We start from the raw sequence: 24,558 nt of genomic DNA, 5'->3' as shown, positions 1-24,558 counted from the left end.
TCTTGCTTCGATAAGTCTTTAAAGAAGAAGAGTGGCGCGAGTGACGGGGCTCGAACCCGCGACCTCCGGCGTGACAGGCCGGCACTCTAACCAACTGAGCTACACCCGCGTTTCCCAGCCGGAGCGGCGATGCGCTGCGGCGAGGGGCGTCGTTTATGCGGGGCTGAGCCCGCCGTCAAGCGACCAGTCTGTGGATAAATGCATTTTAGCGAAATTTATCGAAAATATCCGCAACTTGGCCGCGTTAGAACAGAGATGGGACGCGCGGGTGCCGAGAGGCTGCGTCGTTTCGACCGTCGTTTGCGCTTAAAGCAGGGGTAGGGCGCGGAACATATATGTGGTTCAAGCGTCACCAATACAGTCGTTTTCTTGGCGTAACATAGACCTCTGAAAACGCCAGTGTTTTGAGAACCATTCTCAATGTGGCCTTATTGGCCTGATGGGTTTGAACACTGGCGAAGTTGGGTCTAAGAAGCGCCGAATCCGCCCCCTCCAACCGGCGGGCGAGGCAGCTCGAATGAATGAATTTCTTCTAGATTACCTACCGATCGTCGTTTTCCTCGGGATCGCAATAGTTTTGGGTTGCGCCTTCATGCTCGCAGCATGGGTGCTGGCTCCCAAGAATCCGGACACCGAAAAGGTGTCGGCTTATGAGTGCGGCTTTAATGCTTTTGATGACGCACGCATGAAGTTCGACGTCCGTTTCTATCTGGTGTCGATCCTGTTCATCATCTTCGACCTCGAGATCGCGTTCCTGTTCCCGTGGGCAGTGTCATTGTTTGAACTGTCGCGTGGTGAAATGATCTTTGCGTTCTGGTCGATGATGGCCTTCCTCGGCGTCCTGACCGTGGGCTTCATCTACGAATGGAAGAAGGGAGCACTGGAATGGCAGTGATCACGCCTTCGTCGTCGGTTATTGCACCGTCGTCGCCATTGGTGCCCGCTGGCACTGCCGCTCGTTCGACCGTCGAGGGATATGATCCCAAGGTCCACGACAAGTTTTTCGAGGCCGTGAACACCGAACTGGGTGAGCAGGGCTTCCTGACGACCTCGCTGGACGACGTCATCACCTGGGCCCGTACGGGGTCGCTGATGTGGATGTCGTTCGGTCTGGCCTGCTGCGCCGTGGAAATGATCCACCTGTCGATGCCACGCTTCGACCTGGAGCGTTTCGGTACGGCACCGCGTGGTTCGCCGCGCCAGTCTGACCTGATGATCGTTGCTGGCACCCTGACCAACAAGATGGCTCCGGCTCTGCGCAAGGTCTATGACCAGATGCCCGAGCCGCGCTACGTCATCTCGATGGGCTCGTGCGCCAATGGCGGTGGCTATTACCACTACAGCTACAGCGTTGTTCGCGGGTGCGACCGTGTGGTTCCGGTTGATGTTTACGTCCCGGGCTGCCCGCCGACTGCCGAAGCCCTGCTGTACGGTATTCTGCAACTGCAGAAGAAGATCCGTCGTACCGGGAGCATTGAACGATGAGCGAGCTCGTCCGCGTGGCCGAGCGTGAATCGGCCCTGACCCCGCTGGGTACGGAAATGGTCGCGGCACTGGGTGTCGAGGCTGTTGTTGCCTTTGGCGAACTGACCCTGATCGCCCCGCGTGAAAAGATTGTCGAAGTCATGCAGTCGCTGCGTGACACCTTTGGCTTCCAGCAACTGATGGATGTCTGTGGTGCCGACTATCCGGATCGCGAAGAGCGTTTCGAGGTTGTTTATCACCTGCTGTCGCTGACCCGCGCCGCACGTCTGCGCGTCAAGGTCCAGACCGACGAAGTGAAGCCGGTTCCCAGCGTGGTTTCGGTTTATCCGTCGGCGGGCTGGTTCGAGCGCGAAGCGTTCGACATGTACGGCATGATCTTCTCGGATCACCCCGACATGCGCCGCATCCTGACCGACTACGGTTTCCAGGGGCACCCGCTGCGTAAAGACTTCCCGATGACGGGTTATGTCGAGGTTCGTTACGACGAAGAGCAGAAGCGTGTGGTCTATGAGCCGGTGAAACTGGCTCAGGAATACCGTTCGTTTGATTTCCTCTCGCCGTGGGAAGGTGCGGAATATCCGCTGCCCGGCGACGAGAAGGCAGGAGCCTGAGTCTATGGATGACGGACACAACACCCCCGCGCGTCCCCTCGGCGTCACTGTCGATCCTTTCGAGGATTACGAAGACGGCCTGACCCCGCATGCCCGTGCGATGGACGATCGTAAATTCACCATCAACTTCGGTCCGCAACACCCGGCCGCGCACGGTGTGCTGCGTCTGGTGCTGGAGCTGGACGGCGAGTTGGTGACCCGCGTTGACCCGCATATCGGCCTGCTGCACCGCGGCACCGAAAAGCTGATGGAAGCGCGTACCTATCTGCAGAACATCCCGTATCTGGATCGTCTGGACTATGTGTCCCCGATGAATCAGGAGCACGCCTTCTGTCTGGCTATCGAGCGCTTGCTGGGCGTGGAGGTGCCTTACCGTGGCCAGCTCATCCGTGTTCTGTATTCGGAAATCGGCCGCATCCTGAACCACCTGCTGAACTCGACCATGCAAGCCATGGACGTGGGCGCTCTGACCCCGCCGCTGTGGGGCCACGAAGAACGCGAGAAGCTGATGGTGTTCTACGAGCGTGCCTGCGGTGCGCGTCTGCACGCCAACTATTTCCGTCCGGGTGGCGTCCATCAGGACCTGACACCTGAGCTGATCGACGACATCGACCGTTGGTGCAAGGAGTTCCCGCGCGCCCTCGACGATATCGAAAAGCTGGTTACGGAAAACCGTATCTTCAAACAGCGTAACGTCGACATCGGCGTGGTCTCGAAAGAGAACGCGCTGGCATGGGGCTTCTCTGGCGTCATGCTGCGCGGTTCGGACATTGCGTGGGATATCCGCAAGGCCCAGCCGTACGACTGCTACGAGGACATGGAATTCGACATCGTCGTCGGCAAGAACGGCGACTGCTGGGACCGTTACCTGTGCCGCGTCGAAGAGATGCGCCAGTCGGTCCGCATCATGGAACAGTGCGTACACAAGCTGCGTAACTGCCCGGGTGAGCCTGTTCTGGCCGAAGACAACAAAGTCACCCCGCCGCGTCGTGGCGAGATGAAGCGTTCGATGGAAGCGCTGATCCACCACTTCAAACTCTACACCGAAGGCTTCAAGACGCCTGAAGGTGAAGTGTATGCGGCTGTCGAAGCGCCCAAGGGCGAGTTCGGCGTATATCTGGTGTCGGACGGCACCAACAAACCTTACCGCGTCAAGCTGTCTGCACCGGGCTTCCGCCACCTGCAGGCCATGGACTGGATGAACCGTGGCCACATGCTGGCCGACGTGTCTGCCATCCTCGGCTCGCTCGACATGGTGTTCGGAGAAGTTGACCGATGAGCGCACGTCGTCTGGCCAAGATCCAGCCGGCTTCCTTCGAGTTTTCGAAGGAAACCATGGAAAAGGCCCAGTGGTGGATCAAGAAATATCCGGAATCGCGCCGCCAGTCGGCTGTGATCCCGGTCTTGTGGCTGGTGCAGAAGCAGGAAGGCTGGGTTTCCGAACCGGCTATCCGCGCAATCGCCGAGCTGCTGGGTATGGCCTATATCCGCGTTCTGGAAGTGGCCACCTTCTACACCATGTTCATGTTGGAGCCGGTCGGCAAGGTCGCCCTGATCCAGGTCTGCGGCACCACCCAGTGCATGCTGCGCGGGTCGCAAGACCTGATGCGCGTCTGCAAGGAAAAGATCGGTCCCAAGGACAAGTTGTCCGCCGACGGTCGCTTCACCTGGCAGGAAGTCGAGTGCATCGGGGCTTGCTCCAATGCGCCGGTCGCCCAGATCAACGATCTCTATTACGAAGACCTGACGCCGGAAAACATGGCCCAGATCATCGACGATTTTGCCGCTGGCAAGACGCCGAAGGCTGGCAGCTATTGCGGTCGCCACAACGCGGCACCGGTTGGCGGAGCCAAGGTCTTGCTTGATCCGGCGCTGTATGACGGCTCGGCAGCCAAGAAGATCACGAAGCTGCCGAACTCCGAACCGAAAAAGGCAGACGCCTGATGGCACGGCCGAACCTCGACACTCCAGAAGGCAGAACGGCCTATCGCGCTGAATTGAAGCGGGTAGGGTGGAAACTGCGCCTTGGCGGCTTTGTGCTGATCGTGGTCGCGGCCCTGCTTGTTGTATTCGCTCAGGAAGGCCGTTTTGGCCTAACCCAGGATGCGGTGAAGGTTGCATACGGCATGCTATTTGCCGGTTGGGTCTTGGTCATTGCGGCCATTTTCCAACGCACCCGCCACCACAAACGCCGCATGGCGGAAGGACTTTAAGGAACCATGATCGGAATCCTCGAAGACAAGGATCGGATCTTCACCAACCTTTACGGTCTCCATGACTGGGGCCTTGAGGGCGCGAAGAAACGTGGCGCGTGGAACGCCACCAAGGACATGCTGGACCTTGGCCGCGACTGGATCATCGATAACGTGAAGGCCTCGGGCCTGCGCGGTCGTGGTGGTGCGGGCTTCTCGACCGGCTTGAAGTGGTCGTTCATGCCCAAGGAAGTGACGGATCGTCCTCACTACCTCGTCATCAACGCCGATGAATCCGAGCCCGCGACCTGTAAAGACCGCGAGATCATGCGTCATGATCCGCAACTGCTGATCGAAGGTGCGCTGATCGCGTCCTTCGCCATGCAGGCCCATGCTTGCTATATCTACCTGCGCGGCGAGTACATTCTCGAGCGCGAGCGCATGGAAGCTGCCGTCAAGCAGGCTTATGAAGCCAAGCTGATCGGCGACAACAACGTCCATGGCTGGGACTTCCACGTCTATATCCACCACGGTGCCGGCGCTTATATCTGCGGCGAAGAAACCGCTCTGCTGGAATCGCTGGAAGGCAAGAAGGGCCAACCGCGCCTGAAGCCGCCGTTCCCGGCTGGCGCTGGCCTGTACGGCTGCCCGACGACCGTGAACAACGTGGAATCGATCGCTGTGGTCGGCACCATCCTGCGTCGTGGCGCAGACTGGTTCGCCAGCTTCGGTCGCCCGAACAACACCGGCACCAAGCTGATGTCGCTGGCCGGTCACGTGAACACGCCTTGCGTCGTCGAAGAAGCCATGTCGATCCCGCTGCGCCAACTGATCGAAGATCACGGCGGCGGCGTGCGTGGCGGCTGGGGCAATCTGAAAGCCATCATTCCGGGCGGTGCCTCGTGCCCCGTTATCACTCGTGAACAGGCCGAAGTCGCTCTGATGGACTTCGATTCCATGCGCGAGCAACGCTCGTCGCTGGGCACTGCCGGTGTAACCGTCATGGACGAAAGCACCGACATCGTTCGTGCGATCGCCCGCATCAGCTACTTCTTCAAGCACGAGAGCTGTGGTCAGTGCACGCCGTGCCGCGAAGGCACCGGCTGGATGTGGCGCGTGCTGGAACGTATGGCGATCGGCGATGCCGACCCGTCGGAAATCGACCTGTTGCTGGACGTTGCCGGTCAGGTTGAAGGCCACACCATCTGCGCTCTCGGCGACGCCGCGGCCTGGCCCGTTCAAGGCTTGATCCGCCACTTCCGTCACGAGATCGAAGACCGCATCCACACCTACCGTAACAGCCGCGCGAACTTCGCCGGCCATACGATCGCGGCGGAGTAATCGTAATGCCTATCGCCAAGGTAAATGGTGTCGAGGTTGAGTTCGAGCAGGGCATGACCGTGCTGCAGGTCGCGGAACGCGCCGGGCAGGAAATCCCGCGCTTCTGCTACCACGAACGCCTGTCCATCGCCGGCAACTGCCGTATGTGCCTCGTCGAGGTGAAGCCCGGACCGCCGAAGCCGCAAGCTTCGTGCGCTCTACCTGCCGCTGCCGGTCAGGAAATCTTCACCGACACCCCGATGGTCAAAAAGGCCCGCGAAGGTGTGATGGAGTTCCTGCTGATCAACCACCCGCTGGATTGCCCGATCTGCGATCAGGGCGGCGAGTGCGATCTGCAGGACCAGGCCATGGGTTACGGCCGCGACGGCTCGCGTTACAGCGAGAACAAGCGCGCGGTTGAAGAAAAGAACATGGGCCCGACGGTCAAGACGTTCATGACGCGCTGCATCCAGTGCACGCGTTGCGTTCGCTTCATCACCGAAGTGGCCGGGGTTCCGGACATCGGTATGATCTCGCGCGGCGAAGGTGCCGAGATCACGACCTATCTGGAAAAGAACATCGACAGCGAACTGTCGGGCAACGTCAATGATCTGTGCCCTGTGGGCGCGCTGACGCACCGCCCGTGGCAGTACCACTATCGTCCGTGGGAACTGAAGAAGACCGAAACCATCGACGTGATGGACGCTCTGGGTTCCAATATCCGTGCCGACTACCGTGGTTCGGAAGTGATGCGTGTGCTGCCGCGTGTAAACGAAGGCATCAACGAAGAGTGGCTGGCCGACCGTTCGCGTTATGCGGTTGACGGTCTGCAAACCCGTCGACTCGACCGTCCGTGGATCCGTGAAAACGGCAAGCTGCGCGCCGCATCGTGGGATGAGGCTCTGAACGCTGTCGCTGCCAAGCTGAAGTCGGCTTCGGCTGATCGCATCGGTGCTATCGCTGGCGACCTGCAAGACGCTGAATCGATGAAGGCTGTGCTGGACCTATTCCGCGCGCTGGGCTCGAACAATACGGATTGCCGTCAGGACGGCGCGGCTCTGAGCGGCGATATCCGCGAGAGCTATCTGTTTAACTCCAGCCTTCAAGGCATTGAAAACGCAGACGCTATTCTGATCGTGGGTGCAAACCCGCGCGTCGAGGCTCCGCTGCTCAATGCCCGTATTCGCAAGGCTTGGCTGAACGGTAAGGCTGAAGTGGCTGTCATCGGCCAACAAGCCGACCTGACCTATGACTACGCCTATCTGGGCGAAGGCTCGAAGCTGGTTGGCAAGCCGACCAAGGCTGTCACCGACTTCCTGTCCAAGGCTGAACGTCCGGCGATCATCGTCGGTATGGGCGCTCTGGTCGGTGAAACCGGTCCGGCTGTACTGAACGCTCTGGGCGCACTGGCCAAGAAGGCTGGCGTGGTCAAGGACGGTTGGAACGGCTTCAACGTGCTGCACACCGCTGCAGCTCGCGTTGCGGGTCTGGACATGGGCTTCCTGCCGCAAGACGGCGGTCTGTCGGTTGCCGACATGCTGAAGCCGGGCGCTCTGGACGTTCTGTTCCTGCTAGGTGCCGACGAAGTGAACGCTTCGGGTTCGGACGCCTTCCGCGTTTACCTCGGCTCGCACGGCGACCGTGGCGCTCATGGCGCTGACGTGATCCTGCCGGGTGCCGCATACACCGAGAAGTCGGGTCTGTATGTGAACACCGAAGGCCGCGTACAGATGGCGGAACGCGCTGTGTTCCCGAAGGGCGAGGCCAAGGAAGACTGGGCTATAGTTCGCGCTCTTTCGGAACGCGTGGGTCAAACCCTGCCGTATGACAATCTGAACCAACTGCGCGCCAAGCTGATGGCCGATGTGCCGTCGTTCGGCCGTATCGACTATCTGGCTCCGTCGGCTTCGTTCGACGTGGCATCGCTGGGTGTTAAGGGCGATGCAGGCGATATCGCCTTCGTCTCCACGATCACCGATCCCTATCTGACCAACCCGATTGCGCGCGCCAGCGAAACCATGGCCGAACTGTCCCGTGAACGGGTCGCGCCGGTCGCACTGGCGGCGGAGTAAGACATGGAAGCTGCGACTTCATTCTGGGCTACGCCGCTCGGCTGGACCCTCATCACTGTCGGCGGGATCCTGCTGGTTACCGTTGGTATCCTGATCTCGCTGGCCTTCCTGCTGTTGGCCGACCGTAAGGTCTGGGCAGGTGTTCAGCTGCGTAAAGGCCCGAACGTGGTTGGCCCGTTCGGCCTGCTGCAATCGTTTGCGGACTTCTTCAAATTCGTTCTGAAGGAAATCGTGATTCCGGCAGGTTCGGACAAGGTGGTCTTCATTCTGGCCCCGCTGATCAGCTTTGTGCTGGCCTTTGTGGCTTGGGCGGCCATTCCGTTCGCACCGGGTTGGGTTATTGCCGATCTGAACGTGGGTATCCTGTACATTCTGGCGATCTCGTCGCTGGGTGTTTACGGCATCATCATGGGTGGCTGGGCTTCGAACTCGAAGTATCCGTTCCTTGGCGCACTGCGTTCGGCGGCACAGATGGTGTCGTACGAAGTGTCGATGGGTCTGATCCTGATCACGGTGATCCTGCTGTCCGGTTCGATGAACCTGACCAAGATTGTTACCGATCAGGCTGGTTTCTTCTGGAACTGGAACGTTTTCGGTGGCGGGGCAGGGACCTGGCCTCTGATCGTCATCATGCTGCCGATCACCATTGTCTTCTTCATTTCGGCACTGGCTGAAACCAACCGTCCGCCGTTCGATCTTCCGGAAGCGGAATCGGAACTGGTCGCCGGTTATCAGGTCGAGTATTCGTCGACGCCGTATCTGCTGTTCATGATCGGTGAATACGCGAACATCGTCTTCATGTGCGCCATGCTGACCCTGATGTTCACGGGCGGTTGGAACCCGGGCTTCCTGTCGGAAGATTTTATGGCCAGCCTGCCGACATTTGTGGCTTACACCATCTATCTGCTGACCTTCATCGTGAAAACGGTGTTCTGGTTCTTCATGATTGCTTTGGTGAAGGCATTCGTCCCGCGTTACCGCTATGACCAACTGATGCGTCTGGGCTGGAAAATCTTCCTGCCGTTCTCGCTGGTTGCCGTTATCGCTGTGGCAGCGTGGCGCGTGTTCGCCGTCGGAGCCTGATGTAATGCGTCTGTCGCTCCCGCTATTGGCTGTTTTGCTCGGCATGACAGCCTGTAGTGCACCCTATGAGGCCGATCCTGTGTCGGTTTATCAATGGGAAGAGCGGCAGAATGAAATCATGCGGCAGGGCGCTGAAAAACAGCGTCTCTGTCAGACTTTGGATAAGGATAGCGCACGCTATAAACGCGAGTGCGCTGGAGTGAGATCGTAATGCTGACCCGTATCGTTCAGGCGGCCAAGGGCGCGATGCTGACCGACGTGTTCGGCGCCGTCGGCCTGTCGATGAAGTACATGCTGAAGCCGAAAGCGACGGTGAACTATCCGTTCGAGCGCAACCCGCAATCGCCGCGTTTCCGTGGCGAGCACGCTCTGCGTCGCTATCCGAACGGTGAAGAACGCTGCATTGCCTGCAAACTTTGCGAGGCGATCTGTCCGGCTCAAGCCATCACCATCGAGGCAGAACCTCGTGCCGATGGCTCGCGTCGTACCACCCGTTACGACATCGATATGGTGAAGTGCATTTACTGCGGTCTGTGCCAGGAAGCCTGCCCGGTGGACGCGATCGTCGAAGGTCCGAACTCCGAGTTCGCGACCGAAACGCGTGAAGAACTGCTCTACGACAAGGAACGCCTGCTCGATAATGGCGACCGTTGGGAGCGTTTGATCGCAAAGAATCTGGAACTGGACGCGCCGTACCGTTAAACGGGGCGTCTATTTCTGTCGTACTGACCCCGTTCATCCGGATCGGGGCCACAATTCTGGAAGGGTTCGGACTGACATCCGAACCATTGGTTTTGAAGGGGGCGTCGTCCCGCACATGCTGCAAGGCCTGGCCTTCTATATTCTGGCAACGATTGCTGTGGTGTCCGGCCTGCTGGTCGTGACCGCGCGTAGTCCTGTCCACTCCGTTCTCTGGCTGATCCTGACCTTCTTCTCGGCAGCCGGTCTTTTTGTTCTGCTCGGTGCCGAATTCCTCGCCATGTTGTTGGTGGTGGTTTATGTCGGCGCGGTCGCGGTTCTGTTCCTGTTCGTCGTGATGATGCTGGATGTTGACTTCGTGCGTCTGCGCGAAGGGTATGCGCGTTATCTGCCTCTGGCCGGTATTGTGGCGATCATCCTGCTGGCCGAGATGATAATGGTTTCGCTGGCTGTTGTGCAGGGCGGTGCTGCTAGTGCTGCACTGGCTCCGGCGGCACTGCCGGAAGGCGTCAGCAACACCCAGAGCATCGGTCGTGTTCTGTACACCGACTACATCTATTTCTTCCAGGCTGCGGGTATCGTCCTGCTGGTGGCCATGATCGGCGCGATCGTTCTGACGCTGCGCAAGCGTGACGGTGTTCTGCGTCAGGATCTGGCTGCTCAGGCAAACCGCCTTCGCGTGGATGCCGTTGAAATCAAGTCGGTCACTACGGGTGCTGGCGTGAAACCCGAGGAGCTTCTGTGATGGAAATCGCTCTGGCGCACTATCTGGCCGTAGGGGCCATGTTGTTCACCATTGGCGTGTTCGGCATCTTCGTGAACCGCAAGAACATCATTGTCATCTTGATGTCGATCGAGATGATCCTGCTGGCCGTGAATATTAACTTTGTCGCTTTCTCGCGCTATCTCGGCAATGTCGAAGGTCAGCTGATGGCGATCTTTGTGCTGACCGTGGCGGCTGCTGAAGCGGCTGTGGGTCTTGCTATTCTCGTGACCTTCTTCCGTAACCGCGGCGATATCGCTGTGGACGATGCCTCTGTGATGAAGGGCTGATTGGAACCGTGACTATCCAAACTCTCGTCACTATCGGTATTTTCGCCCCGCTGATCGGCGCGGCGATTGCCGGCTTCTTCGGACGCCGGATCGGCGACATTGCCTCTCAGGCAGTGACGACCGGCCTGCTGTTCGTTTCGTGCATTATCTCTTGGATCGTGTTCAGCCAGTGGACGTGGGGCGGCCTCGAAGCCTTCACCATCAAGTTGCTGCCGTTCATCCATGTTGGCGACTTTGTTTCGAACTGGTCGATCCGCATCGACGCCATGTCGGCGACCATGCTGATCGTGGTGACCAGCGTTTCGGCGCTCGTTCACCTCTACAGCTGGGGCTATATGAAGGAGGACGACAGCCGTCCGCGCTTCTTTGCCTATCTGTCGCTGTTTACCTTCATGATGCTGTCGCTGGTGACGGCCGCCGACTTCCTGCAGATGTTCTTCGGCTGGGAAGGTGTGGGTCTGGCCTCGTATCTGTTGATCGGCTTCTGGTACAAGAAGCCGTCGGCTACTGCGGCTTCGATCAAGGCATTCGTCGTCAACCGCGTGGGTGACTTCGGCTTCCTGCTCGGCATGATGACCGTGTTCTGGATGTTCGGAACCATCGAGTTCGCCAAATTCTTCCCGCTGATCGCGGACAAGGCTGGCACCGGTTGGGAATTCCTCGGCCATAACTGGTCGGCTCTGGACCTTGCCGGTCTGCTGCTGTTCATCGGCGCGATGGGCAAGTCGGCCCAGTTCTTCCTGCACACCTGGCTGCCGGACGCGATGGAAGGCCCGACCCCTGTGTCGGCTCTGATCCACGCGGCAACCATGGTGACCGCGGGCGTCTATATGGTCTGCCTGCTGTCGCCGCTGTATGAGCATGCTCCGGTTGCAACTCAGTTCATCACCATCATCGGCGGTATTACGGCGATCTTCGCTGCGACCGTTGGCATGATGCAGAACGACATCAAGCGCGTGATCGCGTACTCGACCTGCTCGCAGCTCGGCTACATGTTCTTCGCTGCTGGCGTCGGTGCGTACCAGTCGGCCATGTTCCACCTGTTCACGCACGCCTTCTTCAAGGCTCTGCTGTTCCTGGGTGCCGGTTCGGTCATTCACGGCATGCACCATGAGCAAGACATGCGTAAGATGGGCGGCCTGTGGAAACTGCTCCCAGTGACCTATGCCACCATGATGATCGGCACGATTGCCATCACGGGTCTGGGGATTCCGGGTATTGGTGGCTTTGCCGGCTTCTACTCTAAGGACTCGATCCTTGAGAGCGCCTACGCATCGGCCACTTCGGGCCACGCTGTTTTCGGTATGTTTGCCTTCGTGATCGGTCTGTCGGCTGCTCTGCTAACCGCATACTATTCGTGGCGTCTGGTCTTCATGACCTTCCACAACAAAGCACAGTGGAAGGAAGAGGAGGGCGCTCATCACGACGACGCCCACGCTCATGCCGATGCGCATGCTCATGACGCCCATGACGACCACGCGCACGACGATCACCACCACGGCCCACTGCAACCGCACGAAAGCCCGTGGATCATGGTTGTGCCGCTGTTGGTTCTCTCGGTCGGCGCTGTCGCTGCCGGTATGTTCTTTGCGCCGCACTTCATTGGTCACCACGAAGCCGAGTTCTGGCGTGGTGCCATCTTCACCGCCGAGGCGAACCATGTGTTGCACGACAGCCACAGCGTTCCGACGTGGGTGAAGTGGGCTCCGCTGATCGTAACCCTGCTGGGTACGTTCATCGCCTACTGGCTGTATGTCGTGAAGGAAGGTGCCGCCAAGGAAATGGCTGCCAAGAAGGGGCCGCTGTACACCTTCCTTTATAATAAGTGGTACTGGGACGAACTTTACAATGTCACATTCGTTAAGGGCACCAAGGCTCTGGGCGACTTCTTCTGGAAGATCGGTGACGTGAAGATCATCGACGGTCTGGGTCCGAACGGCGCGGCATGGGCCTCGCTTAAGTCGGCCGGTTGGCTGTCGCGCTTCCAGTCCGGTTTCGTTTACTTCTATGCATTCGTGATGCTGATTGGTGTGGCCGCGTTCCTCGCCTTCGCCATCTTCACGTGGGGAGCCTGAACCTCGTGCCTCACATTCTGAGCATCGTTACCTTCCTTCCGCTTCTCGGGGTTGCGGCGATCATCGCCGCCAGCCTGCTGATCAAGGGCGACAAGGAAGCCGCAGCACCCGCCGCACGCTGGATTGCCCTTGGCACCACGCTGGTGGTTCTGGCTGTTTCCGTCCTGCTGACGGCCCAGTTCGACCCTTCGAACACTGCCTATCAGTTCGTTGAACATGTGCCGTGGTTTGCGGGTGCCGCTTACCATCTGGGCGTGGATGGTGTGTCCATCCTGTTCGTGCTGCTGACCGCCTTCCTGATGCCGATCTGCGTGATCGCCAGCTGGAAATCGATCGAGCATCGCGTCGTGGAATACATGGTGGCATTCCTTGTTTTGGAGACGCTGGTCATCGGCGTGTTCACCGCGCTGGACCTGTTCCTGTTCTACGTCTTCTTCGAAGGCACTCTGGTTCCGATGTTCCTCATCATTGGTATCTGGGGTGGTGCGAACCGTATCTACGCTTCGTACAAGTTCTTCCTCTATACCCTGCTGGGTTCGGTTCTGATGCTGCTGGCCATGCTGTGGATGGCGCACGAAACCGGCACCACCAGCATTCCTGATCTGAAGAACTACGAGTTCGGCGCGCAGGCCCAGACCTTGCTGTGGCTGGCCTTCTTCGCCTCGTTTGCGGTGAAGATGCCAATGTGGCCGGTCCACACCTGGTTGCCGGATGCCCACGTTCAGGCACCGACCGCCGGTTCGGTCATTCTGGCCGGTATCCTGCTGAAGCTGGGTGGCTACGGTTTCATCCTGTTCAACCTGCCGATGTTCCCGCTGGCTTCGGAAATGTTCACCCCGCTGGTGTTCGCCCTGTCGGTGATCGCCGTGGTTTACACCTCGCTGGTCGCTTTCCGTCAGACCGACATCAAGAAGCTGATCGCTTATTCGTCGGTCGCACACATGGGCTTCGTGACCATGGGCATCTTCGCCGGAAACGAAACCGGTGTTCAGGGTGCCGTGTTCCAGATGCTCAGCCACGGTCTGATCTCGGGCGCGCTCTTCCTCTGCGTTGGCGTTGTCTATGACCGCATGCACACCCGTGAAATCGCCTTCTACGGCGGTCTGACGGCGCGCATGCCCTGGTATGCTGCCATCTTCCTGATGTTCACCATGGCCAATGTCGGCTTGCCGGGCACTTCGGGCTTTGTTGGTGAAGTGCTGACCATGACCGGTGCCTATCAGGTCTCGACCTGGACGGCCCTGATCGCGGCCTCGGGTGTGATCTTCTCGGCTGTTTACGCCCTGACGCTGTTCCGCAATGTCATGTACGGCCCGATCACCAATCCCGCGCTGGAAAACATCACCGATATCGACAAGCGCGAGCTGCTTTTGTTCGTGCCGCTGATCATCGGCACCATCGGCCTCGGTCTGTATCCGAACGCCATTCTGGACATCACCGGCCCGTCCGTTGAAGCCCTGACCACCGCCTATCGCGCAGCAATCGGCGGGTGAGAGAACTATGACTGATCTGTCTTCAGCACTCCAACTGGCCGCCCCCGAGGTAACACTCGCGGTCGGCGGCCTGGTCCTCCTCATGATCGGTGCTTTCGCCGGCGAGAAGGCCACGCGTCTGGTTTCCGGCCTGTCGGTTCTGTTGCTTCTGGTCGCAACGGCACTGACGGTCACCGGCCCACTGGGTCTGGCTTTCGGCGGTACCTATATCGCTGATCCGCTGTCCGTTTATGGCAAGGCGCTTATCTTCCTGTCCTCGGCTGTGGCTATCATCCTCGGTGATGGCTGGATGCACCGTAACAAGATCGCCAAGTTCGAATATCCGGTCCTGATCGTACTGGCTTCGGTCGGTATGGGCATGATGGCGTCGTCGGGCGATCTGATCTCGCTCTATATCGGCATCGAGATGCACTCGCTGGCCCTATACGTTCTGGCCGCCTATCGTCGTGACAGCCTTGTCGCCTCGGAAGCGGGCCTGAAGTATTTTGTGCTAGGCGCGCTGTCCTCCGGTATCCTGCTTTATGGTGCCAGCCTGATCTACGGTTTCGCCGGCTCGATGAAGTTCGACGAAATCGCCGCCTTTGCATCGAACAATCCGGGTCCGGGTCTGATCTTCGGCATGGTCTTCCTGATTGCCGGTCTGGCGTTCAAGGTTTCGGCCGCTCCGTTCCACATGTGGACGCCTGACGTGTATCAGGGTGCCCCGACCCCGGTTGTGGCGCTGTTTGCCACGGCACCGAAGGTCGCAGCCATGATCCTGATCGCCCGCGTTCTGATCGACGGCTTTAACCTTGCACACTTCCAGTGGGCACAGGTCATCATCCTGATCTCACTGATCTCGTTTGCTGTGGGTGCCTTCGGCGGCCTGATGCAAAAAGACATCCAGCGTCTGCTGGCCTATTCGTCGATCATCAATATCGGCTATGCCCTTCTGGGTGTTGCTGCGGGTACCGAGCTTGGCGTTCAAGCCATGCTGATGTTCATGACCCTGTATGTCATCGACCAGTTCGGCTTCTTTGCTGTCCTGCTGTCGCTGAGCCGCAATGGTCGTCCGATCCGCAACATCTCCGATCTGGCTGGTCTGAAGCAGGACCGTCCGGTTACGGCGATTGCCTTGACCATCCTGTCGCTGTCGGCTGTCGGCATTCCGCCGCTGTCGGGCTTCTGGGGCAAGTTCTATGTCTTCGGTGCGGCAGCTGATGCCGGTTACTGGATGGCTGGTGTTGCCGGTCTGGTGGCTTCGGTTGTGGCGGCCTTCTACTATCTGCGCCTCATCAAGATGATGTGGTTCGATGCTCCGGCAACGGAAGTGAAGACCGACAAAGCCCCGCTGGAAGCCCAGTGGATCGCTTGGGCTGCTGCAGCCTTTGCCTTCCCTGTCGTGATCATCGCTCTGGCATGGCTGGAGCCGCTGACCAAGGCTGCGGCCGCTGGCGTAGGCGTAGGTTAAGGAGCCTTGGTGGCTCCGGTTCTGATCCTAAGGGAGACCGACTCGACCAATCTCGAAGCACGGAGACGTGCAGAGGAGGGCGAGTTCGGTCCCCTGTGGATTGCAGCCAAACACCAAACAGCCGGTCGCGCCCGCAGGGGGCGCGGCTGGGATTTGGATACGGGCAACCTGGCCCAGACCCTGCTTCTCAAACTCGACAAGACGCCCTTCGAAGCCTCGCAGCTGACCTTTGTCGCTGCGTTGGCGGTGTATGATCTTGTCGCCCGCTATGTGCCGCCCAGCCTGCTCTCGATCAAATGGCCCAATGACGTCCTGCTGGATGGCAAAAAGGTCAGCGGTATCCTGCTGGAAAGCGGATCTGCGCCAGAGGGCGGTTTGTGGCTGGCGGTCGGTATCGGCGTAAATCTTCAAGCGGCACCTACAGGCACAGAGCGTCCGGCCACATGCGTTGCCGATCATCTGGGCACCGGCCACATCTTTGCCCCCACGATTGAAGAGGCCGGACAGGCACTGGCCGACATTTTCGACCACTGGTTGGTCCTGTGGCAGACACAGGGCTTTGGCGGTGTGCGTCAGGCATGGGTTTCACGCACGCCGGGCCTGTTTGGCCCATGTATTGCCCGATTGCCGAATGAAACTCTGGAAGGTACCGCTGACGGTATCGAACCCGATGGTTCTTTGCGGCTGAAGCTGTCAGACGGAAGTGTGCGTATAATCTCGGCAGGCGATGTGTTTTTCGGAGAGAATGGCTGATGCTGCTGGCGATTGAACAGGGCAACACCAATACATTATTTGCCGTGCATGACGGTCACGACTGGATCGCGCAGTGGCGTACGGCCACAGAGGCGACACGCACAGCCGATGAATATGCAGTCTGGTTGCACCAGTTGTTTGAACTGATGAGCGCGAAAACCAAGCGCAAGCTGGCTATGGTCGATATGGACGGCTGCATTATTTCGAGCGTGGTGCCGCAGTCGATCTTCAATCTACGAAACCTGTCGCGTCGCTATCTGGAAGTCGAACCTCTGGTGATTGGCGAGAATGCTGAACTGGGTATCGAGGTGCGTATCCCCAAGCCGAGCGAGGCCGGTGCCGACCGTCTGGTAAACGCAATCGGTGCCCTGACGACCTATTCCGGTGACCTGCTGTTGATCGACAGCGGAACAGCCACCACATTCGATATCGTATCGTCCGGTGACACCCCGGGGGCGGGAGCCTTCGAGGGTGGTGTTATCGCGCCGGGTATCAATCTTTCTGTGCAGGCTCTGCACGAAGCGGCAGCGAAACTGCCGCGAATTGCCATTCAACGGCCCTCAGTCGTGATTGGGCGTGACACCGTAACCTCGATGCAATCGGGGGTTTTTTGGGGCTATGTCAGCCTCATTGACGGGCTCGTCACCAAGATCAAGGCAGAGTGGGGACGTCCGATGACCGTGGTGGGAACCGGCGGTGTCGCGTCTCTGTTCGAGGGGACCAGTACCACAATCGACCGGTTTGATCCGGACCTGACCATCCGCGGCCTTTTGGAAATCTGGCGGCGGAATAACCTCCGTTAAGGACTGTATGACTAGCGAAAATCAAAACGAACTCGTTTTCCTGCCTCTGGGCGGGTCGAACGAGGTCGGCATGAACCTTAATGCTTACGGCTTTGGCCCAGAGCATGACCGCAAATGGATCATTGTCGATGTCGGTGTGACCTTTGGTGACCAGTCCACGCCCGGCGTGGATGTGATTGTGCCCGATCCTTCCTTCCTCGAGGGCGAGGAAATTCTGGGCATTGTGCTGACCCACGCGCATGAAGACCATATCGGTGCTCTGGGCTGGCTGTTCGAGCGCATCAAGGCTCCGCTTTATGCGACGCCGTTCACGGCCTTCCTGATCCGCGAAAAACTGCGCGATCACAATCTGGCGGAAGACGTCGAACTGAACGAAATCGCTCTGGGTGGAACGGTCAATCTTGATCCGTTTGAAGTGACCTATGTCACCATTACCCACTCGATTGCAGAACCGAACGGTCTGGCTATCAAGACCCCGCTGGGCACGGTGCTGCACACGGGCGATTGGAAGATCGACGACGAGCCTATTGTCGGTGACAAGACGGACGTAGCGGCCATCACCAAGCTAGGTGACGAAGGCGTTCTGGCTATGATCTGTGATTCTACGAACGTGTTCGTGGAAGGCACCGCGGGTTCCGAAGGCGAGGTTGCCAAGCATTTGGCCGATCTGATCGCGCCGTTGAAGGGTCGCGTTGCTGTCGGCTGCTTTGCATCCAACGTCGCCCGTATGGACAGTGTCATCCGCGCCGCAGAGGCCGCCGGTCGCCGTGTTGCACTGGCTGGTCGTTCGATGCACCGCATCACAGCCGCTGCTAAGTCGGTCGGTATGTTGATGGATGTCGAGCCGTTCCTGTCGGAAGAAGAGGCTAAGATCTGGCCTGCGGATAAGATCCTTTATCTTTGCACTGGCTCACAAGGCGAAGCCCGCGCAGCCCTGTCGCGCGTAGCCGAAGGTACGCACCCGTTCATCAAGCTGGGGCAGGGCGACCACTGCATCTTCTCGTCGCGCGTCATTCCGGGCAATGAACTGCCGATCGCACGACTGCAAGACAAGCTGGCTGACCGTGGTGTGAAGATTTACACCGAGAAGGGCCATCCGGGCATTCACGTCTCGGGTCACCCGTGCCGTGACGAACTGCGTCAGATGTATGCATGGGCGCGCCCCAAGATTGCTGTGCCGACCCATGGCCAGCGCCGTCACCTGATCGAGCATGGCCAGCTGGCCAAGGAAATTGGCATCGAGCAGGTGGTCACACCGCGCAATGGCGACATGGTGCGTCTGGCTCCCGGCTATGCCGAAATCATCGACGAAGTACCGGCTGGCCGTCTGTTCGTGGATGGCGGTATTTTGGTGGAAGAGCAGGGCGAAGCTCTGCGCGAGCGCAAACACGCAGCCAGTAACGGTATGCTGATCGTGGCCTTCGCCCTCGACAAGCGCGGCCGTATGGTCAGCGATATCGACATCCGTTCGGTCGGCCTGCCGGGCAACGAAGACCGCCCGCTGGAAGAGGTTCTGGATGATCTGGCCGAGCGTGTCGAGGACGCGGTTCGTGGTCTGAAGGGCGATGCTCTGGCAGACGAAATCGTCATCGAACAGGCTGTGGCCCGCACACTGAAAAAGTCCTCGCAAAAGGTCTGGGGCCGTCGCCCCATCGTTGAAACCGTAGTTTTGAGGCTGTGATGGCGGACCGTCTTTATCTACTGAACCCTGACTGGTTCGACGATCATGGCGGTCCCTGGTACTGCCCGCCGGGCGCGGTGATTGAGGGGGTTCTAAACCTCTATCCGCGCCTGAAAGACGTGACTGAGGTGATCCGTGTGGATCACCCGCGTCCGCGTGCGGCTGTTGTGGCTGTGGTGGGCGAGGCTGACCAGTCCTGCCCTATGCTGGTGTTGGATGGCCAGTTCGACTGGCCTGATGCACTGGTCAGTGAGGAAACGGGCGCACGCTATCTGAAAGACGAGGCTATCTTGCCTTACTGGGCGGCCCGTTACGGTATCGGCCGCCCGCATCCTTAAATCTGGAGATTAGCCCAACACGTTTTTACGATAGTTGGGCTTGTCCAGATTGCCGATCTCGACACTGATCTGGCGCGGGCCATCATATTGGATCAGGTGTTTGAGCATGGCCTGCTGCACGGCATCGGCCAGAGCGGTCTTTTGTTCCTGAGTGCGCCCGCTGAGGATACGCAGGTCACAGTGGGCCATGGCCTGTTTAGGGCTTCCATTGGCGATAATCAGGTTTTCGACGCGAATGACGCGTGTTTTACAGGCCTGAATCGTGGCACCGACATGGGTGACGCACAGTTGGTGGATTTCCAGTGCCAAAGCACGATAATCGGCTGCGTCGAAATGGGTGGAGTGTTCCAGCGTAATCTGTGGCATGACGGTCCTTTGAATAAGGGATCACGTCATAGGCCCGAGAGGCTGGTACGTCACCTTTGGCGATTGTCTATGAGGGATTAAGTCTATGCCGCTGGGCCCATTTACTCTTGTCGCTATCTATCTGACGGCATGGTGGATTGTGTTGTTTATGATCCTGCCGCTGGGCATGAGCAGCCAGGTGGGCGCACCTCCAACCGATGGCAGCCAGTGGGGCGCGCCGGAAAACCCCAATCTGAAGAAGAAATTTATCACGACGACATGGGTCGCGGCTATTGTGTGGGCGCTGATCGTCGGCGTGGTGTGGTCAGGTATTATTCCAGTGCCACAGATCAATGCTGCACAACTTCCAGCATTGTAACCACTTCAAATGCCATTTTTCCGTCTGAGCGCGTTGCCATGTCAAAGGCCCAAAGGGTAATCACGCCGGACAAGATTTAGGAAAGCCTATCCCATGCGTCTGTCGCGCTATTTTCTGCCGACCCTCAAGGAAGCCCCTTCGGATGCCCAGATCGTCTCGCACCAGCTGATGCTGCGTGCTGGCATGATCAAGCAGGAAGCTGCCGGCATCTATGCCTGGCTGCCGCTTGGTCTGCGTGTTCTGCGCAAGATCGAGAATATTGTCCGCGAGGAGCAGACCAAGGCCGGTGCTGTCGAGTTGCTGATGCCGACGCTGCAACTGGCTGATCTGTGGCGCGAGTCGGGTCGCTATGACGCCTATGGTCCGGAAATGCTGCGCATCACGGACCGTCACGAGCGCGAGCTGCTGTACGGACCTACTAACGAGGAAATGGTCACTGACATCTTCCGTGGCTATGTGAAGTCCTACAAGTCGTTGCCGCTGAACCTGTTCCATATCCAGTGGAAGTTCCGCGACGAGCGCCGTCCGCGCTTTGGCGTGATGCGCGGCCGCGAGTTCCTGATGAAGGACGCCTATTCGTTCGACATCGACGAAGCCTCGGCCCGTATCGCCTATAAGCGCATGTTCGCGGCCTATCTCAATACCTTCTCGCGTCTGGGCCTCAAGGCTGTGCCGATGCGCGCCGACACCGGCCCGATCGGTGGCGACCTGTCGCACGAGTTCATCGTTCTAGCAGATACCGGCGAGAGCGAGGTCTTCTGCGACCGTAAACTGGTGGAAATGGCCCCTCCGGGTCACGACCTCAGCGTCGAGCAACTGGAAGGCGTCTTCAACGAGCGCACCGCCCTTTATGCCGCGACCGAAGAAATGCATGACGCGGCGCAGTTCGAAACCCAGACTGCCGAGGGGGACCGCCTGTCGGCGCGCGGCATCGAGGTTGGCCATATCTTCTATTTTGGCACCAAATATTCGGAGCCGATGAAGGCCAAGGTTGCCGGCCCTGATGGCAAGGACACCGAAGTCCATATGGGTTCGTACGGCGTCGGCGTTTCGCGTCTTCTGGGCGCGATCATTGAAGCCAGCCATGACGACAGCGGCATCATCTGGCCGGATTCGGTCGCGCCGTTCGACGTCTCGGTCATTTCGCTGCGCGCCAGTGACGAAGCCGTTTCGGCAGCGTGTGAAGAGGCGGTCAAGCGCCTCGAAGCCGCTGGCAAGGATGTACTGTATGACGATACCGACGAGCGTCCGGGCGGCAAGTTCGCCACTGCCGACCTGATCGGTGTGCCATGGCAACTGGTTATCGGCCCGAAAGGTCTGGCCGACGGCGTGGTTGAACTGAAACGACGTGCGACGGGCGAGAAGCAAACCCTGTCGCTGGATGCTGCTGTGGAGCTGCTGACGAAATGACCGAACAAGCGACCGGATCCGCTCCGTCGCCGGCCCCCGCCGCCGTTTCCGGCAAGCCGTCCGGCCCGTTTTCCTCTTGGGAGATCGGGCTGGCACTGCGATACCTCCGCGCCAAGCGCAAGGAGGGCGGGGTGGCCCTGATCGCCATTATCAGCTTCGTCGGCATCATGCTGGCGGTGGCTGTGCTGATTTCGGTCATGAGTATCATGGCCGGATTCCGTGGTACGCTGATGGACCGGATCCTGTCGTTTAACGGGCATATGTATGTGCAGGGGCCGGTATTGTGGGCACAGGACCGCGACGCCATCTTGAAACGCCTGGGCGACCTGCCGGGCGTGGCATCGGTCAGCCCCTATACCGAGAACGCCGCCATGTTCCGCGTTGCAGGTGCGGCGACCGGTGGCATTGTGCGTGGCGTTCGCCCGCAGGATCTCGCGGCCAGCAAATATATCTATGAAAGCCTGACCGAAGAAGCCAAGGCCAGCTTCGGCAAGGGCGAATGGGGCGGCGACAAGGTTCTGATCGGCAAGACGCTGGCCAATGAAATGGGCCTTGGCATCGGTGATCCGATCTCGCTCTATTCCCCGACGGGTGCCGACAGTGCTTTCGGCAATCTGGGCGGGCTGGAAAAAACCTATATCGTCGGTGGCATCTATACGTCCGGCGCGTCGGACTATGACCGCGCCTATGTTTTTATGCCGCTGGAACAGGCGCAACTGTTCTTTGGCAAGGACGGTGTCTGGGATGTGATCGAGCTTAAGGTCGATGAACCTGACAAGGTCGAGCAGATGGTCGGGCCGGTGGCTCAAATCGCCGGACCGGGGGCCGTCGTTACCGACTGGCGTAACCGTCAGGCGGCGATCTGGGGCGCACTCAAGGTCGAGCGCGTGGCCATGAGCATTATCCTTGGCATGGTTGTGGCGATTGCGGCGATGAACATCATCAGCGGCATTGTCATGCTGGTGAAGAACAAGACCCGCGACATCGCGATCTTGCGGACCATCGGGGCCAGCCAGTCGTCCATCCTGCGTATCTTCTTCATGTCGGGTGCTGCTATCGGCATCGGCGGCACGATAGCGGGTCTGACGCTGGGGCTGCTATTCTGTCTGAACATTGGCTCGATCCAGCACTTCCTCGAAGCCTTGCTGGGCGTTCAGCTATTCAATGCCGACGTCTATATGCTGGATTCCATTCCGGCCGATGTTGACCCGTGGGATGTCACCTGGGTGGCTGTTTTCTCCTTCTTTATGAGCTGCCTCGCCAGCTTGCCGCCGTCGTGGAATGCGTCGCGGATCGATCCGGTGGAGGCCCTTCGCTTTGAATAGGTTGCTGAAGAAAAAGACCGTATCGGCACCGGTGGCAGGGGCACCGACCCTGTCGCTGCGAGGCGTAACGCGGACCTACAAGACCGGACAGGGTGGTCTGACGGTGCTCAAGGGTGTCGATCTGGACATCATGCCGGGCGAAGTTGTCGGTCTGATCGGGCCATCGGGTTCGGGCAAGTCGTCTCTGCTTCATGCTGCGGGCTTGCTGGAGCATCCAACCACGGGTCACGTGATGATCGATGGCGAGGATGTCGGTTCGCTGGACGAGAGGGCGCGCACGCGTATCCGTCTGGAACGGATCGGCTTTGTGTACCAGTTCCATCATCTGCTGCCGGAATTCGATGCCCGCGATAATGTGGCCTTGCCCATGCGTATTGCGGGTATGCGCGAGGCGGAGGCCCGCCAACGGGCTACCGACATGCTGTCGGCCCTCGGCCTTGGCGAGCGCGTCACCCATCAGCCTGCCCAGCTTTCGGGCGGTGAGCAGCAACGTGTGGCCATTGCCCGCGCACTGGCCAATAGCCCGCGTTTGCTGTTGGCGGACGAACCGACCGGCAATCTGGACCCTGTTACCAGCCAGACTGTGTTCGAGGCTCTCCGCCGTCTGGCCAAGGAGGAGGGTGTCGCTGCCCTTATTGCCACGCACAACATGGAACTGGCCGGTCATATGGATCGTGTCTTCGCTTTGAAGGACGGCCATCTGGTCGAACGCAAGGCAGAAAGCCACGCCTGGTAGAGAAGTGCGGTATTTTAATACCAAGTATCGGGTATTTTAATACCAGCGCAAATTGTTCCAATAAAATCAATGTCTTGATGGTTTTTCTGCAATCCATCCGACATTGACCTTTGGCGCAAGGCACCTTATCAAGCTCGCCAATGTCCAGTCCTTCGGGATGCGGACTGTTTTTTGTCTTTAGGACCCTCACAATGCTGAAGAGCACTACGGCTGCACAAAAGCCGGCTGAGGTCGAAAAGAAGTGGATCCATATCGACGCTGAAGGCGTCGTCGTGGGCCGCCTCGCGACCTTCATCGCAAACCGCCTGCGCGGTAAGCACCTGCCGACCTACACCCCGCACGTTGACATGGGCGACTACGTCGTCGTCACCAACGTGGACAAGGTGGTGTTCACCGGCAAGAAGAACACCGACAAGGTTTACTACCGTCACACCGGTCACCCGGGCGGTATCAAGGAAACCACTCCGGAGAAGGTCCTGAACGGCCGTTTCCCGGAGCGTGTCCTTGAGAAAGCCGTTGAGCGTATGCTGCCGAAAGAGTCGCCGCTGGCTCGCAAGCAAATGACTCATCTGCGTCTGTTCGCTGGCGCTGCTCACGATCACGAAGCTCAACAGCCCGAAACCATCGACTTCAAGTCGATGTCGGCCAAGAACACCCGGAGCGTCTGATCATGACTGACGTGACTCAAGAAACCGCCGCTGGCTTCGACGCCCTGAAGGGCCTCGGCACCGTCGCTGAAACCGTTGTTGCCGAACCGAAGATCGACGCCCTGGGCCGTTCGTATTCGACCGGTAAGCGCAAGAACGCTATCGCCCGCGTTTGGGTGAAGCGCGGCACCGGCAAGATCACCGTCAACGGCAAGGACGTGAACGAGTATTTCGCTCGTCCGGTTCTGCAAATGATGGTGGCTCAGCCGCTGAACGTTGCTGACCGTGCTACTCAGTATGACGTCGTCTGCACCGTCACCGGTTCGGGCCTGTCGGGTCAAGCTGGCGCAATCCGTCACGGCCTGTCGCACGCTCTGACTCACTATGAGCCGGAACTGCGCAAGGTTCTGAAGCCGCACGGCTTCCTGACCCGCGACAGCCGCGTCGTTGAACGTAAGAAGTACGGCCGCGCGAAAGCACGCCGCAGCTTCCAGTTCTCGAAGCGCTAATCGCTTTACCGCGATCGGTATTTGGAAGGGGCGTCGCGGAGTTTTCCGCGGCGCTCTTTTCTTTTGCGGCAACTGGCTTGGCGCATTATTCAGACCCTG

Annotated in this window: 27 protein-coding genes and 1 tRNA gene; 26 read left to right on the top strand and 2 right to left on the bottom strand. The window is 59.1% G+C overall.

What is annotated here, in order from left to right:
* Positions 1–32: 32 nt before the first annotated feature.
* Positions 33–109: transfer RNA gene (locus WEU32_RS08690), tRNA-Asp, on the bottom strand.
* A 408-nt stretch (positions 110–517) separates the two neighbouring features.
* On the opposite strand from WEU32_RS08690, the gene WEU32_RS08685 reads away from it, so the two are divergent.
* The 20 genes from WEU32_RS08685 (at position 518) to WEU32_RS08590 (ending at position 19,108) form a co-directional block, all read left to right on the top strand.
* On the top strand, positions 518–895 hold the full coding sequence (locus WEU32_RS08685; RefSeq protein ID WP_312136937.1) for an NADH-quinone oxidoreductase subunit A: 378 nt from the start codon (positions 518–520) through the stop codon (positions 893–895).
* Positions 865–1,485, top strand: a complete 621-nt coding sequence (locus WEU32_RS08680) for an NADH-quinone oxidoreductase subunit B family protein (RefSeq protein WP_167177307.1) — start codon at positions 865–867, stop codon at positions 1,483–1,485. Before WEU32_RS08685 ends, WEU32_RS08680 begins: the two co-directional genes overlap by 31 nt.
* Entirely contained in the window at positions 1,482–2,096 is a 615-nt protein-coding gene (locus tag WEU32_RS08675; RefSeq protein ID WP_167177310.1) for an NADH-quinone oxidoreductase subunit C, read from the top strand. Before WEU32_RS08680 ends, WEU32_RS08675 begins: the two co-directional genes overlap by 4 nt.
* Positions 2,097–2,196: 100 nt before the next feature.
* Complete coding sequence (locus WEU32_RS08670; protein WP_406853423.1) at positions 2,197–3,375, top strand: NADH-quinone oxidoreductase subunit D; 1,179 nt, start codon at positions 2,197–2,199, stop codon at positions 3,373–3,375.
* Positions 3,372–4,040 (top strand): NADH-quinone oxidoreductase subunit NuoE, encoded by a 669-nt coding sequence (gene nuoE, locus WEU32_RS08665; protein ID WP_406851613.1) that lies wholly within the window; start codon positions 3,372–3,374, stop codon positions 4,038–4,040. Before WEU32_RS08670 ends, nuoE begins: the two co-directional genes overlap by 4 nt.
* Positions 4,040–4,309 carry a hypothetical protein gene (locus WEU32_RS08660; protein WP_167177314.1) on the top strand — a complete coding sequence of 90 codons (270 nt, stop codon included), beginning with the start codon at positions 4,040–4,042 and terminating at the stop codon, positions 4,307–4,309. The genes nuoE and WEU32_RS08660 overlap by 1 nt, the downstream gene beginning before the upstream one ends.
* 6 nt (positions 4,310–4,315) lie before the next feature.
* Entirely contained in the window at positions 4,316–5,629 is a 1,314-nt protein-coding gene (nuoF, locus tag WEU32_RS08655; protein WP_312136943.1) for an NADH-quinone oxidoreductase subunit NuoF, read from the top strand.
* A 5-nt stretch (positions 5,630–5,634) separates the two neighbouring features.
* Positions 5,635–7,680 (top strand): NADH-quinone oxidoreductase subunit NuoG, encoded by a 2,046-nt coding sequence (nuoG, locus tag WEU32_RS08650; RefSeq protein ID WP_406851612.1) that lies wholly within the window; start codon positions 5,635–5,637, stop codon positions 7,678–7,680.
* Positions 7,681–7,683: 3 nt separating this feature from the next.
* Positions 7,684–8,763: an NADH-quinone oxidoreductase subunit NuoH gene (gene nuoH, locus WEU32_RS08645; protein ID WP_312136947.1), complete on the top strand. Its 1,080-nt coding sequence runs from the start codon at positions 7,684–7,686 to the stop codon at positions 8,761–8,763.
* A gap of 4 nt (positions 8,764–8,767) precedes the next feature.
* The gene (locus tag WEU32_RS08640) at positions 8,768–8,974 is read left to right on the top strand and encodes a hypothetical protein (protein ID WP_312136949.1); all 207 of its coding nucleotides are present in this window, start codon (positions 8,768–8,770) and stop codon (positions 8,972–8,974) included.
* Positions 8,974–9,465 carry an NADH-quinone oxidoreductase subunit NuoI gene (nuoI, locus tag WEU32_RS08635; RefSeq protein ID WP_167177321.1) on the top strand — a complete coding sequence of 164 codons (492 nt, stop codon included), beginning with the start codon at positions 8,974–8,976 and terminating at the stop codon, positions 9,463–9,465. Before WEU32_RS08640 ends, nuoI begins: the two co-directional genes overlap by 1 nt.
* 115 nt (positions 9,466–9,580) lie before the next feature.
* Complete coding sequence (locus WEU32_RS08630) at positions 9,581–10,207, top strand: NADH-quinone oxidoreductase subunit J (protein WP_406851611.1); 627 nt, start codon at positions 9,581–9,583, stop codon at positions 10,205–10,207.
* Positions 10,207–10,515, top strand: a complete 309-nt coding sequence (nuoK, locus tag WEU32_RS08625) for an NADH-quinone oxidoreductase subunit NuoK (protein ID WP_167177326.1) — start codon at positions 10,207–10,209, stop codon at positions 10,513–10,515. Before WEU32_RS08630 ends, nuoK begins: the two co-directional genes overlap by 1 nt.
* A gap of 14 nt (positions 10,516–10,529) precedes the next feature.
* On the top strand, positions 10,530–12,590 hold the full coding sequence (gene nuoL, locus WEU32_RS08620) for an NADH-quinone oxidoreductase subunit L (RefSeq protein WP_406853422.1): 2,061 nt from the start codon (positions 10,530–10,532) through the stop codon (positions 12,588–12,590).
* Between the two features lie 5 nt (positions 12,591–12,595).
* The gene (locus WEU32_RS08615) at positions 12,596–14,083 is read left to right on the top strand and encodes an NADH-quinone oxidoreductase subunit M (RefSeq protein WP_406851610.1); all 1,488 of its coding nucleotides are present in this window, start codon (positions 12,596–12,598) and stop codon (positions 14,081–14,083) included.
* A gap of 7 nt (positions 14,084–14,090) precedes the next feature.
* Positions 14,091–15,533 (top strand): NADH-quinone oxidoreductase subunit NuoN, encoded by a 1,443-nt coding sequence (nuoN, locus tag WEU32_RS08610; protein WP_312136955.1) that lies wholly within the window; start codon positions 14,091–14,093, stop codon positions 15,531–15,533.
* A 9-nt stretch (positions 15,534–15,542) separates the two neighbouring features.
* Entirely contained in the window at positions 15,543–16,286 is a 744-nt protein-coding gene (locus WEU32_RS08605) for a biotin--[acetyl-CoA-carboxylase] ligase (protein WP_406851609.1), read from the top strand.
* Positions 16,283–17,089: a type III pantothenate kinase gene (locus WEU32_RS08600; protein ID WP_406853421.1), complete on the top strand. Its 807-nt coding sequence runs from the start codon at positions 16,283–16,285 to the stop codon at positions 17,087–17,089. Before WEU32_RS08605 ends, WEU32_RS08600 begins: the two co-directional genes overlap by 4 nt.
* Positions 17,090–17,096: 7 nt before the next feature.
* Complete coding sequence (locus tag WEU32_RS08595; RefSeq protein WP_406851608.1) at positions 17,097–18,770, top strand: ribonuclease J; 1,674 nt, start codon at positions 17,097–17,099, stop codon at positions 18,768–18,770.
* Positions 18,770–19,108, top strand: a complete 339-nt coding sequence (locus WEU32_RS08590) for a DUF3088 family protein (RefSeq protein WP_406851607.1) — start codon at positions 18,770–18,772, stop codon at positions 19,106–19,108. Before WEU32_RS08595 ends, WEU32_RS08590 begins: the two co-directional genes overlap by 1 nt.
* 9 nt (positions 19,109–19,117) lie before the next feature.
* Here WEU32_RS08590 and WEU32_RS08585 read toward each other — a convergent pair whose 3' ends face one another.
* On the bottom strand, positions 19,118–19,474 hold the full coding sequence (locus WEU32_RS08585) for an isomerase (protein WP_312136963.1): 357 nt from the start codon (positions 19,472–19,474) through the stop codon (positions 19,118–19,120).
* Positions 19,475–19,559: 85 nt separating this feature from the next.
* Here WEU32_RS08585 and WEU32_RS08580 point away from each other — a divergent pair, with 85 nt between their 5' ends.
* The 6 genes from WEU32_RS08580 to rpsI all read left to right on the top strand — a co-directional run bounded on the left by WEU32_RS08580 (position 19,560) and on the right by rpsI (position 24,459).
* Positions 19,560–19,832, top strand: a complete 273-nt coding sequence (locus WEU32_RS08580) for a DUF1467 family protein (RefSeq protein WP_312812859.1) — start codon at positions 19,560–19,562, stop codon at positions 19,830–19,832.
* A 93-nt stretch (positions 19,833–19,925) separates the two neighbouring features.
* Entirely contained in the window at positions 19,926–21,242 is a 1,317-nt protein-coding gene (proS, locus tag WEU32_RS08575) for a proline--tRNA ligase (protein WP_312136966.1), read from the top strand.
* Positions 21,239–22,567 (top strand): lipoprotein-releasing ABC transporter permease subunit, encoded by a 1,329-nt coding sequence (locus tag WEU32_RS08570; RefSeq protein ID WP_406851606.1) that lies wholly within the window; start codon positions 21,239–21,241, stop codon positions 22,565–22,567. The genes proS and WEU32_RS08570 overlap by 4 nt, the downstream gene beginning before the upstream one ends.
* Positions 22,560–23,303 carry an ABC transporter ATP-binding protein gene (locus WEU32_RS08565; protein WP_312812864.1) on the top strand — a complete coding sequence of 248 codons (744 nt, stop codon included), beginning with the start codon at positions 22,560–22,562 and terminating at the stop codon, positions 23,301–23,303. The genes WEU32_RS08570 and WEU32_RS08565 overlap by 8 nt, the downstream gene beginning before the upstream one ends.
* A gap of 191 nt (positions 23,304–23,494) precedes the next feature.
* Positions 23,495–23,971 carry a 50S ribosomal protein L13 gene (gene rplM / locus WEU32_RS08560; RefSeq protein ID WP_312136972.1) on the top strand — a complete coding sequence of 159 codons (477 nt, stop codon included), beginning with the start codon at positions 23,495–23,497 and terminating at the stop codon, positions 23,969–23,971.
* Between the two features lie 2 nt (positions 23,972–23,973).
* Positions 23,974–24,459 carry a 30S ribosomal protein S9 gene (gene rpsI / locus WEU32_RS08555; RefSeq protein WP_312136974.1) on the top strand — a complete coding sequence of 162 codons (486 nt, stop codon included), beginning with the start codon at positions 23,974–23,976 and terminating at the stop codon, positions 24,457–24,459.
* Positions 24,460–24,558 lie beyond the last annotated feature (99 nt).

This window comes from Brevundimonas sp. BH3, from assembly GCF_045345115.1.
Lineage (GTDB): Bacteria > Pseudomonadota > Alphaproteobacteria > Caulobacterales > Caulobacteraceae > Brevundimonas.
Note: the sequence above shows the minus strand (reverse complement) of the source record. Positions and strands in the feature narration are given on the sequence as shown.